The following is an 11,426-nucleotide window of genomic DNA, read 5'->3' as shown; positions in this document are numbered from 1 at the left end:
TGATTAGTATGAATCATAAGGGTTACCTTTTTACGATTTAGATTTCAGTGATTTCACCCTCTATCTAAATCGGTAACCCTTCCCTTTTTTGAAGAGGGAATTGTCAGATCAGATCTGAACTAATGCATCTAAGTCCAGCTGAGCCTCCAGTGGTACTTTCCCAGCACATTATGGAAAGCCTTCAGAGTTATCCTATCTACGATTTATTTTTAATTACTCGACGGCCTGAAGCTCCTTTTGTTGGTTTTAATGCTTTACGCCTGGTGATGGATATAGCCTTGAATCAAGGACCGGGTGAGCGTCCTGGTGGAATGCAGGCTTACTTTGCATCCAGCGAGTCTGCCTTTATGGGGATTCAGGAGATATCATCCAATGCAGAGGGTTTTGATTTTCGTGACCCATGGAGTGGTTTATGCCTTCACTATGATTGGTCTCCGGGTTCATTCTTTCCAGGACGGATAGTGATAAATCAGTCTGGTACCTCTTCAGAAGAGCCATGGGTCAGAATTGAGCGTGTAAGCGATGAAGCATTGACGGCTCCACAACCACGAATATTGTTTCTTATTTTTCCTGTATTCCGGATGCCTCTCAATCCCGGTGGACAGCAGGCAACGTCATTGTCTCCAGAGCCTGGAGCTGCACATTTGCTATTGCCAATAAACCCATGGTAACGGTTTTCTGAAAGCGGCTCAGGCCGCTTCCGCCTCTTTTTTCATCTGTTGATGCAGTTTCTTATAGTAAGGCATTGCCTCTTTCATACCCGTTTCTGTCGTATACAGAGGTTTATAGCCCAGGTCGGTGCGGGCTTTTTCAATGCTGAAAAAGTTGTCTATACCGATTCGCTCAAGCGCCAGGGTCGACTGGGGTGGCTCTCCTACCTTAAACCATTGGTGCAACTTCTCCCAGGCTGAAACGATGGCCTTGATCAAGGGATAGGGAATTCGCTTTGTGGGGTAAGGGTAGCCCAGCTGTTCCACCAGAGGGCGGGAGAACTCCATCATATTGATAGGCTCACCATCATTGATGAAGTAGGCCTGTCCCGAGGCGTTACCCTGTTCACTGAGCTGGCTGGCTGCCAGGAGTTTTCCATGGATCAGGTTATGGACGTAAGAGTTGTCCAGTCGTGCTTGACCATCCCCCACCAGCGCTTTGAAGGAGCCCTTGATCAGCTCCTGAATCATTTGCTTGAAAACGGTTTGGTCTCCAGGCCCCCAGATACCACTGGGACGAATGGCACAGGTATACAGGCCATTTTTGCCATTAACAAACAGCACGAGCTGTTCCGCCTTGGATTTCGTCTCTGTGTATAAATCCCGGAAGCCGTCAACCACATAAGGCAGTGTCTCGTTGCCGTTAGCAATGGGCTGGCCGTTAATCACCACACTGTTGGAGCTGGTGTAAACCAGTCGTTTCACGCCCTGTTTCAGGCAGGCATCCACGATATTATGGGTGCCTCCCAGGTTGATATCGTAGGTCCGCTTTTTTACGGCGGCACTGACCACCCGGGCAGAGCGAATTTCAATGATGGCAGCGGTATGAAAAACGGTGTCAATACCCTCACAGACTTTGGTCACCAAGGCTGTATCACAGATGTTGCCCTGTATTTTTTCCAGATTCGGATGCTCCAGAGGGCTCTCAGCCAGGTCAAAAACACGGACGTGATGACCACGGTCAAGCAGTTCTCTGGCCAGGTTAGTGCCTAGAAAGCCTGCTCCGCCGGTGACCAGAACGTTGCCAAGTTCCACGGGTTCAGGAAGGTGTTCAGGATTCGTCATAATGCTGGGACACTGCTTGATTGTTGTTATTTGGAGACTATTTTTGAGGATCTTTCCTCAGGAAACATACTGCAAATGGATTAGTTTTGGTATGGTGTAAATGACCCGGATGCCTGTCATGGGCAGCCGGGCCAACCATATGAGGGAACATGTATGTCTAATATCAGAGAGCGGCTTAATTTTTAGAGTTCGGGTTTTACTGTGTGCTCACTTGACCGGCTTGCCTGGGTAGGGTAGAGCAGTTCTAACCCGGCTTTGGCAAGGGATTTTCTGAACTGGATGTCTGACATTACTTTAAGACGCTTTCTATCAGTTTCAGAGCTGATTTCCTTTTTAAGATAATCTTCCATCCCCAACTGTTGTAGAGGGAATTCACCCAGAAGGACTAATGGAATACTCTCGGGACTTGGTTTTTCACTATGGGCACTGTTAATCAAAGCGGCAATTTGATCAACCACTTTCTTGATATAAGACTCAAGTGTTTCTCTGGCATTATGCCATTTTTCCGGAGATACACCTTCTGGAGGGGAAAGGCGGAGAATAGGTTGAACCGCAGCATACCCTTTTTCATTGGCAAATCCTTTTTTTAGACGCTCAAAGTAGTGCTGGTATTTTTTGGTGGGAAGTGCACTGAGTAACTTAACGCTGGCTGCTGGAATGGCCAAGGGAGCGCCAGGGGCAAGCATCTGGTATTGATCGACCACTGCAAGGACTTTGGCAATTGCCTCCAGCACATCATCTTCAAATTTGATTGCTGCAGGGCAGTTGTCCGGTACATGGGTAAAGTTATCATGCACTATTGCGCCTAACTGGAAGTAGCCGCCATCTTTGGGGTTTTTGGGAGAGCGGCTTGAGCCAGGAACCAGCGCACCCTCGCGAACCTGATAATACACTGCACAGGTTGTTAGCTGAACAAGATCTACGTCCTGATAAGGCTCGGTTCTAGAAAACTTTGCTGCATGGGCGATCAGTTTTCCATCTGACATTAATTTAAATGCCGTGGAATCCGGTAAGTTAAACCAGTGTGACTTCAATTGAGTCATGGAGGCATCAGTAAAGTACTGAGACTTTGTTGTGGTCTTGCCATCCTGGTAAGGGTTTACAATATCATCCGATTTGAATTGATCGTATCCGGCAAGTCCGGTCAAAGCCCCTTTAAGATTAATCTGAGGGGGGGTATCAAACAGGTTAAAATGCTGTCCCTGAAAATTGCTTAAGGTATTGGCAAAAAGCGTCACCTCTGAATCTTTGAAATTGAGATTACCAGGTTGACCGGTATTTTTTATATCAGTCAGGTCAGCAGCGGCGGATCCCTGAATATTTCCCTGGTCGTCCACCAGCAGAGTGATGGTGCTCGCGTTATTTTCATAAGTGATCAGAGAGACTGGAACATCAATTCCGGCCTGAACCAGGGGCTGATAAAGAGTCAATCCTGCCATGATGGACAGAATGGTGGTCAGTAATCGTTTCATTGGACTAGCCCTTCAGATAAAGAACTTTAAACGTAGACGATAATTGTGAGACTTCACGTTGAGCATAAAGTTCTATCAGAGGGCTTCTGACTATCACTTCTGGGAGGCTTTTAGAAGCAGGGCACCCACCAGTTCTGGAAATCCTTTCCGTCCGGAGCCTCTCCCCATAAAATGCCCCCGGTGGGTGAATTCGTGGTACTCCGGCTGAAGATGGTCACGGACGTAACGGGCTTCTTCGATGGGAATGCAGTGGTCATCCACTGAGGCGAACTGGATAATCCACTGCTGGTTGGAGCGGATCGCCTCCCAGTTCCAGGGGCGGTTGTAGTAGCCACTTTCCTTTTCGATGGGGTCTCCGAGGTCGGTATGGCAGGCTGCTACCAGGACAGACCCGAATAATTTATGATTTTCAGCGTAACGCATGGCGGCAACGGCACCGGATGAGTGGCCGACCAGGATTGAAGATTGATCGGCACCCAGCTGATTTTCCAGGAAATCGAGCCAGATAGCTTCATGGGCTATCTGATTGTCCGGAAAGTCTTCCAATACAACATCCAGGCCTTGCTCCTTCAGTTCCCCGGCAACCGCTTTATACCAGTGGTGGGATGCTGTGCACCCACCATTGCCGTGAATAAAAATAACCTTCAAAAGGCTGGTCCCCTGCTAACTGGTTCGACTACCAATATAGTGGATTCCGTCAGCCTTTCGAAGGGTAAAGGTCAGTCAGCCCATGACGTTTATTATCGGGTTTTTTTCCGGTGCGTAATGTTCGGCACAGATCCAACAGGGTATTTAACTCCACTGAGCTTGACTCCCCGGAGTAAAGACCGCGGTTCAGCTCATTACACAGCAGTTTCAGCTCATCAGAGTCCAGCTTGTCCAGGCACTGGGTCAGGGTGACCAGGCCGTTATCTTTCAGATAAAGGCGGCTCCATGCTTTCAGTAGCTCCAGGGCTTCCCGGATATTCCCTCCTTTGCAGGCGGACTCAAGGCTGACAAAGGCTTTTGCTTCACTGGAGGCATTGGGTTTAACCGCCTTTCCGGGTGTGGGAGATGGTTCAGGGGTGACGGAAAGGGATGATGTCTGCCTCTTTTCTCGTAACCAAAGGGCTGTGCTCACCAGCCAGAGCAGGGCGAACAGGGCGGTTAATAGCTGCCAGAGGGTGCTGGAGGGAGCGCTCTCCAACGTCCCGCTGGTCAGTGGCTCAGGGCATTCCACCTGGGGCGCGCCAGTTTCTGTCTGAGAGGTGGCAACGGGAGGTGCAATGGATGGCTGTTGATTTTCTGCAGGCAGGACTGTGATGGTTTTTTCCGGGATGCTGGCCACTTGGGATTCACCGGATTCTGTGTCGAACCAGGTGACACTGACAGCGGGCAGGTGAATGGTTCCCGGCCGGGTGGGAATCATGGCAATGGAATCAGTGCGCTGACCTTTGATGCCATCGGCACCGGCCATATCTTTGGTGTTGGAGCGATCCGGGTAGCTGTTGACCCCTTCCGGCTGTGGCATTAATACCGGAGGAAGTTGTGCGGCACCCAGGCCATCCGCCTCTACCGTAATGGTCCGGGTAATGGCATCCCCTACTTTCAGGTTATCCAGTGACTGGCTCCAGGTTTCGGTGATATCCAGGTTCCGGGCGGGCAGCCAGGTCTGGTTGGGGTAAGTGTCCGGCTGGGGTTTGACCTCAATGGTGATTTGCGGTGAGCGGGCCACAATGGGCTTGCCGCCACTGGAAAACAGGCTGCCAAATGGATCGCGGTTTTCGGCAATGACCCCGGAGAAAGTCAGGGAGGGGATATCCATCCGACCGATCTTCTGGGGATGAATGGCGTATTTCAGTTCGAAGACGCTGTATCGGGTACCTTCGATGACGGTATCGTACTTCCGGGTTTCGCCCAGCTGCTGGATAATGGCGTCGTCGATCTCAAGGGGGCTTAAGCGGTTTTCGTCGTATAATGGCACCCGATAGAGAATCTGCAGCGTCAGGACCAGTTCCTGTTGCACATAGATGCTTTCACTGCTGACTGCAGCTTTCATAAATACCGGGCTGGTCTGACTGCCGGAGCCGTCGTTAAGGTTCTTTCGGACACTGATGGTGATCGGTTCCGACTTTTCACTGCCCAGGGACAGGGGGGGGATGACCAGGGTTCCTGTCTGCTTGGGCATCAGTGTGACAATCCAGTCCCGAAAAGACTCAGAGCGGCCGTTGATAATGCGAACCTGCCGGCTCTGGCGGGTACCAAGAATATCGAAACTCCATTCCAGAGGCTTCAGATCGGGGGCTGCGCTGGTGTCCTGATCGGTTCTCAGGGTGAGCTCAATGGATTCATGGCTGGCAATAATGGTCTGGTCAACACTGGCAGTGAAAGCGGCCCAGGTGGGCGATGGCATGATCAGAATAGCCAGTATCAGTAACGCCATTATCACAGAGAAATAGCTGGCTAAGGGGCTTGTTCCGTTTGCTATGGGCATTTTTGAATGCGTGGCTGTATGAGTCATTGTCAGGGTCTTCAGTAGGTTCGCCGTGCTTCCTGATTGTTGATTTACCATGTTCTTCCCTGCCCAGCCTTTTGCTGCTGTTGCTGTTGTTTCAGGAATTTCCGACGCAGCAGTCCCCCCGGGTCATCGGGGATGGTGCGCAGCCAGCTCTCCACGGCCTGTTTTTCTGGAGATAACGGCTGAGACTGCTCTTTAGAGTCTATGCCTTTCTGCTGTTTCGCCAGATCCTGCTGACGGCTGTTGTCGTCCGGCTGGGGCTTGTCGTGCTTCTGAGTCGAGGGTTGTTGCTGATCCTGATGCTCTCCAGGCTTTTTGTCCTGCTGATTGGCAGCTTGTTGCTGTTGTTCGGAAGAGTGGTCTGAAGGCTGTTCAGGCGGTTGCTTCTCCTGGGAACCTTCTGTCTGCTGCTGGGGGTTATCGGAAGAGGGAGGCTGTTGACCATTGCTCTGTTGTTGCTCGGGGTTCTGATCGTCTCCTTTCGCTTGATCCTGCTGGTCCTGTTTTTTCTGGTTCTGTGAATCCTGGTTTTTCGGGTTCTGTTGATTTTTCTGTTGTTGCTGTTGTTGTTTCAACAGTTGCTCAACCAGGTTTCGGTTGAACTGGGCATCGGACAGCTTGGGGTCTTTTTTCAGCGCTTTGTCGTAGGACTCCAGGGCTTCTTTTAATTTGCCGGCTTTGGCCAGGGCATTGCCACGGTTATAGTCATTTGTGGCGCTGTCGTTTATGTCGCCCGCCTGGCCAAAGGCTTTGGCCGCTTCTTCGTATTGCTGGCTTTGGTAAAGGGACTGGGCTTTCCAGTCCGGACTGTCAAACAACTCGGCCGCTTTTTTCGGATCCCCCTGCTGCAGGGCCTGTTGAGCCTGCTGGTCACGGGTCTTCCAGAGGTCCTTCCAGCCAAAGGCCTTTGCCTCCTGGGTTACAGGCAGTGTGGCCACCAGCAGCAGAACCAGCCAGCCGCGCCGGAATCCCAGCAGGGCTGCGGGTAACAGCAGCAATGCCAGCCAGGCGCCAGCGTCCTGCCACTGATCGAAGTCCCGCTCAACGGTCCGGGTCGGGTCATTGACCTGCACCCTGGGAATCAGGGCACGAATATCACTGTCGTCTACTGTCAATGCACGATACTGGCCATGGTTTTTCCTGGCCAGCAGACTGAGGCGCTCCTCATCCAGCTGGGGAACCAGTATGGTGCCCTGGGTATCTTTAAGATAGCCCCCTTCCGGAAGAGGAATGGGGGCACCCTGGTGGGTGCCAATGCCCAATACCGACAGTCGCGTCGGAGAGTCTTTCAGCAGTTCATTGATCTCATTGGCCTGAGTGTCTGTCATCGAACCGGTGACCAGCAGGATATCACCGCTGCCACTGCTGCCCTGGGAAAGAAGCTCCAGGGCCTGGCGGATGGCTGTCTGAGGCTCATTCCCCTGAACCGGCATAATAGTAGGAACCATGGCTTTGGTCAGGTTGGCCAGGGTTCGGCCGTCATCAGTCAGGGGCGCAACAGTATGGGCCGAGCCGGCATAAGCGACAATAGCCGTCACACCGTCCGACCTGAGTTTGTAGAGATCCTGCAGTTTATAGCGGGTACGGGTCAGCCGGTTGGGTGTGATGTCTGAAGCAAACATGCTATAGGACATATCCACTGCCACAACCAGGGGGTGCAGGCTTTTGCTCACGGGAGTGGGTTGTTTCTCCCAGGCAGGGCCCGCCAGTGCCAGGCAGCCAATTACCCAGCTGGACATTACTATTACCAGGGGCCAGCGTCCGACCTGTTGCTGCCTGTCCTGAAGCAGGTGCTGGAGCAGTTGCGGTGCAATGACTTTCTGCCAGCTGCCTTTGGGCGAATGTTGTTGCCAGAGCAGGCTTACCAGAACGGCACAGGGCAGAATCATCAGTAGCCAGAGCGGCCTGAGGAAGTGAAACTGGCTGATCCATTCGCTCATGATTCCACCCTCCGTTTAAACAGGCTGTTGGAGAGGCTCACTCTCTGCAGGGCTGGAATCAGGCTCAGGAGCAGGGCCAGGCCCAGGGGCCAGAAGAACAGGGATTTTTCCGGACGAAAGGTTTCTTCATCCTGAAGCACCGGTTCCAGTTCATCCAGCAGGGCATAGATATTATTCAGCTCTTCAAGATTGCGGGCCCGGAAGTAGCGGCCGCCGGTCAGCGTGGCCATTTCGGTCAGGGTTTTTTCATCCAGGTCAGCGGATGGGTTGATTCTGCGGGCGCCAAAAGAGGAGCCGAACAGACCGGGCTCAATCATTTCTTCTGCCCCCAGCCCGATGGAGTAAATTTTAATGTTTTCTTCCCGGGCTATCTGGGCCGCCTGGAGGGGGGATATTTCGCCAGCGGTGTTGGCGCCATCGGTGAGCAGAATCAGTACCCGGCTGTCTTCAGGACGTTTGCGCAAATGTTTTACGGCTAGACCAAGGGCATCACCAATGGCGGTTTTATTGCCCGCCATGCCAATGCTGGACTCGTCCATCAGGGTTTTCACGGTCTGTCGATCAAAAGTGAGCGGGGTCTGAAGGTAGGCCTTGCTGCCGAACAGGATCAGGCCCAGGCGGTCCCCCCGGCGCCGCTCAATAAAATCATTCATCACCGCTTTGGTGGCCACCAGACGGTCCACCTGCTGACCATTCAGTTCCATATCGTTGATCTCCATACTGCCGGACAGGTCGACGGCCATCATCAGGTCCCGGCCACTGCCCTGCAGCTCTATGGGGTCACCCAGCCATACCGGGCGACTGGCGGCCAGCACCAGTAATGCCCAGATCAGTCCGGGAAGCAGCACTCGCGTTCCGGGGGGGCGGGAGGTATCCGGGGTCTGCTCCCGGGCCAGGGATGCCAGCGCCTGATAAAAGGGAATGTGCAGGGCTGAGCCACTGTTGTGGCTGGCTGGTGGTGCAAAGCGGTAAACCAGCAGGGGCAGGGGCAGGGCCAGTAGCAGCCAGGGCCATTGAAGTTCAAGCATGATGTTTCTTGATCCAGCGTAAAGTCAGCTGGTGCAGGCCGGAGACGTCCAGCGTGCAGCCAGGGTTAAATCGGTTCTCTCCCAATGCCTGTGCCCTGTCTTCCAGAAACTCTGGAGACTGGCCGGTCTCGGCCAGAAAGGCCAGCCAGTGACTGCCATAGAGTCCGGCAACCGCCTGATCACCAAAAGCGTGCAGGGCCACCTGTTTTAACAGGCGGTTGCAGTCATGGGCGAACTGTCGTTCACTCTGGTGTTGCTGGAAATGCTCGAGAATCGTCCGTGCCTGCCGGGCCGCCACTTTTCGATAGCGGTTGCGATACCAGTGACGGATCAACAGAAAGCCAGCCAGGGCCAGCAGAGTGACAGCCAGCAGGGCGACGATCCACCAGCCTGCCGCAGGGGGCCAGAAGCTGACCGGGTCGGGCAGGTGGTTGGGGCGCAGCTGGTCGAGGGGGTTTTGTCCTTCCATTTGTTTCTCGGGATCGTTTATCTCGTCTTTACACCGCTGTTCTTAACACCATACAGGGATAACAGTTGCTGACCGGTGGCTTCGCTGGTGGTCATGGGAAGCAGCGGCACCCGGTAACGGCCCAGCTGCCGGGCCAACTGTTCACTGTGCTCAAGATGTCGGCGGCGGAATTGCAGTCGGATGGATGTCTGCCGGGTGTCAATGGCCTGCCGGTGCACCCCGTTGGTTATGAGGTATCTGTCGGGCCGTGGCAGTTCCTGTTCCAGGGGGTCACTGATCTGTATGGCCAGCAGTTCGCAGTGACGGGCCAGCCTTGCCAGGTGTCGTTCAGTTTCTTCATCTAGATGGGTGAAATCGCTGATGATAAACAGCTGGGTACCGGGGTGAGCCACCCGGCGGATATGCCTGAGCGCTTTGGCCAGGTGATTGCCGGTTACCCCGGCAGGAGCCCTGGCGCTCAGCTTCCGGTTCATGGTTTCTGTCTGGCTGAACAGGTGCATAAGGGCCTTTTTGGAGCGTCGGGGGCGGATTTCAGTCAGCTCGTGTTCATTGAAGATCACTCCACCGATCCGGTCCCCGTGGTTCAGGGTGGCCCAGGCCAGCATGGCAGCTGTTTCAGCAGCGGTCACTGATTTAAAGTTCAGCTGGCTGCCAAAGAACATTCCGTGACTCTGGTCCAGCAGCACCATGACGGGTCTTTCCCTTTCTTCCCGAAAGACCTTGGTGTGGGGTTTCATCCGCCGGGCCGTGACCCGCCAGTCAATGGAGCGGATATCATCACCGAACTGATAGGCCCGGACCTCTTCAAAGTCCACGCCGCGACCCTTGAACGGAGAACGGGCACCGCCGGACATCTGGTGACGGCTGGTTTCCGGGCGGAACAGGGGCAGGTTCTGGGCCTGAAACCTCAGGCTGACCAGCTCCTGGAGAGAACAATAAGCGCCACTCATGGAATCAGGCCACAGGTACCAGGTTCAGTAACTGGCTGATGATTTCGTCAGCCCCCTTGCCGGCCGCTTCTGCTTCAAAGGTGAGCAGCAGCCGGTGGCGCAGTACATCATGGGCTACAGCCTGAACGTCATCGGGGTTGACGTAATCCCGGCCGTCCAGCCAGGCGTGGGCCCGGGCGCAGCGGTCAAGGGCGATGGTTCCTCTCGGGCTGGCTCCGTATTCCAGCCAGCTGGCCAGTTGGTCATTGTATAAAGAAGGGTTCCGGGTAGCATTGATGAGTTGCACAATGTACTCCTCCACCACCGGTTCCATATGCGTGGCCAATACCGATTGCCTTGCCGCCAGGATATCTTCCTGTTTCAGGGGCTCTCCATGGGACTGGGCCGGTTTCTCCATGGCTTCCCCCCTGGCCAGGCGGAGGATGGCGCGTTCAGCTTCTACATCCGGGTAGTCCACCCGGACGTGCATCAGAAAACGGTCCAGCTGGGCCTCGGGTAGAGGGTATGTGCCTTCCTGCTCAATGGGGTTCTGGGTGGCCATGACCATAAAGACGGTGTCCAGAGGATAAGACTTGCGTCCGACACTCACCTGGCGCTCAGCCATGGCTTCCAGCAATGCGGATTGCACCTTGGCCGGTGCCCGGTTGATTTCATCGGCCAGTACCAGGTTGTGAAAAATCGGGCCGGGCTGAAAGCGGAAGCTCCCGTCTTCCGGGAGATAGATATCGGTGCCAGTGATGTCCGCAGGCAGCAGGTCCGGAGTGAACTGAACCCGGTGAAAGCTGGCATCCAGTCCTTCGGCCAGGGCTTTGACGGCACGGGTCTTGGCCAGTCCCGGTGCGCCTTCCACCAGCAGGTGGCCATCGGCCAGCAGGGTAATCAGCAGCCGGTTGATCAGGTGTTCCTGACCAATGATACTGCTGGCAAGGGTCTGTCTTAACTGATTGAGCACGGAGTTTGTCAAATCACTTGGGGACATTCTGTCTATTCCAACCTGGACTTCGTTCTTTAACTGTGAAAATGCCGCTGCTTTGCTTTCGCTATGGGCATTTTTTTCGCTACAAGCACTGTGTTCTGCCGTTATTTTCATGACTCGGGCGCCGCATTTCCTGCTCACGGCTGTTTTCGTTCATGACTGTTTCCGGTTCATGACTGCTCAGGCATAACACCGGGTTTAAAACTCGTTTTTGCACAAACCGCACAAAGAAAAACATCCCGGTAATCAGAGTTCGGGGCTTTCTAACCCAATCGATAACTGTCATTAGCCAACCTTTAATGGCCAACCCTGAGAAGAT

Annotated in this window: 10 protein-coding genes; 1 reads left to right on the top strand and 9 read right to left on the bottom strand. The window is 53.8% G+C overall.

What is annotated here, in order from left to right; all coding sequences use genetic code 11:
* Positions 1 to 122 precede the first annotated feature (122 nt).
* Positions 123 to 671 (top strand): hypothetical protein, encoded by a 549-nt coding sequence (locus ACNRUY_RS18140; RefSeq protein ID WP_488113063.1) that lies wholly within the window; start codon positions 123 to 125, stop codon positions 669 to 671.
* Positions 672 to 689: 18 nt separating this feature from the next.
* On the opposite strand, the gene ACNRUY_RS18135 is transcribed toward ACNRUY_RS18140, so the two are convergent.
* From ACNRUY_RS18135 to ACNRUY_RS18095, 9 genes are all read right to left on the bottom strand, one after another.
* Positions 690 to 1,775 carry an NAD-dependent epimerase/dehydratase family protein gene (locus ACNRUY_RS18135; RefSeq protein WP_488113062.1) on the bottom strand — a complete coding sequence of 362 codons (1,086 nt, stop codon included), beginning with the start codon at positions 1,773 to 1,775 and terminating at the stop codon, positions 690 to 692.
* Positions 1,776 to 1,957: 182 nt separating this feature from the next.
* The gene (locus ACNRUY_RS18130) at positions 1,958 to 3,112 is read right to left on the bottom strand and encodes a hypothetical protein (protein ID WP_488113061.1); all 1,155 of its coding nucleotides are present in this window, start codon (positions 3,110 to 3,112) and stop codon (positions 1,958 to 1,960) included.
* A 228-nt stretch (positions 3,113 to 3,340) separates the two neighbouring features.
* Positions 3,341 to 3,895, bottom strand: coding sequence for an RBBP9/YdeN family alpha/beta hydrolase (locus tag ACNRUY_RS18125; RefSeq protein ID WP_488113060.1), 555 nt, complete (start codon positions 3,893 to 3,895; stop codon positions 3,341 to 3,343).
* 49 nt (positions 3,896 to 3,944) lie between these two features.
* Positions 3,945 to 5,669: a BatD family protein gene (locus ACNRUY_RS18120; protein ID WP_488113059.1), complete on the bottom strand. Its 1,725-nt coding sequence runs from the start codon at positions 5,667 to 5,669 to the stop codon at positions 3,945 to 3,947.
* Between the two features lie 122 nt (positions 5,670 to 5,791).
* Positions 5,792 to 7,684, bottom strand: coding sequence for a vWA domain-containing protein (locus ACNRUY_RS18115; RefSeq protein WP_488113058.1), 1,893 nt, complete (start codon positions 7,682 to 7,684; stop codon positions 5,792 to 5,794).
* Complete coding sequence (locus ACNRUY_RS18110; protein ID WP_488113057.1) at positions 7,681 to 8,712, bottom strand: vWA domain-containing protein; 1,032 nt, start codon at positions 8,710 to 8,712, stop codon at positions 7,681 to 7,683. The genes ACNRUY_RS18115 and ACNRUY_RS18110 overlap by 4 nt, the downstream gene beginning before the upstream one ends.
* Positions 8,705 to 9,181 carry a DUF4381 domain-containing protein gene (locus tag ACNRUY_RS18105; protein ID WP_488113056.1) on the bottom strand — a complete coding sequence of 159 codons (477 nt, stop codon included), beginning with the start codon at positions 9,179 to 9,181 and terminating at the stop codon, positions 8,705 to 8,707. The genes ACNRUY_RS18110 and ACNRUY_RS18105 overlap by 8 nt, the downstream gene beginning before the upstream one ends.
* 17 nt (positions 9,182 to 9,198) lie before the next feature.
* The gene (locus tag ACNRUY_RS18100; RefSeq protein WP_488113055.1) at positions 9,199 to 10,131 is read right to left on the bottom strand and encodes a DUF58 domain-containing protein; all 933 of its coding nucleotides are present in this window, start codon (positions 10,129 to 10,131) and stop codon (positions 9,199 to 9,201) included.
* Between the two features lie 4 nt (positions 10,132 to 10,135).
* Positions 10,136 to 11,110: an AAA family ATPase gene (locus ACNRUY_RS18095; RefSeq protein ID WP_488113054.1), complete on the bottom strand. Its 975-nt coding sequence runs from the start codon at positions 11,108 to 11,110 to the stop codon at positions 10,136 to 10,138.
* Positions 11,111 to 11,426 lie beyond the last annotated feature (316 nt).

The organism is Endozoicomonas sp. Z74, assembly GCF_057680865.1.
This window is presented reverse-complemented; position numbering and strand designations above follow the sequence as displayed.

Excerpts from the sequence above, each read along its gene's own strand:
- ACNRUY_RS18140 (WP_488113063.1), top strand. The coding sequence starts at position 123 with ATGCATCTAAGTCCAGCTGAGCCTCCAGTGGTACTTTCCCAGCACATT.
- ACNRUY_RS18135 (WP_488113062.1), bottom strand. The coding sequence starts at position 1,775 with ATGACGAATCCTGAACACCTTCCTGAACCCGTGGAACTTGGCAACGTT.
- ACNRUY_RS18120 (WP_488113059.1), bottom strand. The coding sequence starts at position 5,669 with ATGGCGTTACTGATACTGGCTATTCTGATCATGCCATCGCCCACCTGG.
- ACNRUY_RS18115 (WP_488113058.1), bottom strand. The coding sequence starts at position 7,684 with ATGAGCGAATGGATCAGCCAGTTTCACTTCCTCAGGCCGCTCTGGCTA.
- ACNRUY_RS18110 (WP_488113057.1), bottom strand. The coding sequence starts at position 8,712 with ATGCTTGAACTTCAATGGCCCTGGCTGCTACTGGCCCTGCCCCTGCCC.
- ACNRUY_RS18105 (WP_488113056.1), bottom strand. The coding sequence starts at position 9,181 with ATGGAAGGACAAAACCCCCTCGACCAGCTGCGCCCCAACCACCTGCCC.
- ACNRUY_RS18100 (WP_488113055.1), bottom strand. The coding sequence starts at position 10,131 with ATGAGTGGCGCTTATTGTTCTCTCCAGGAGCTGGTCAGCCTGAGGTTT.
- ACNRUY_RS18095 (WP_488113054.1), bottom strand. The coding sequence starts at position 11,110 with ATGTCCCCAAGTGATTTGACAAACTCCGTGCTCAATCAGTTAAGACAG.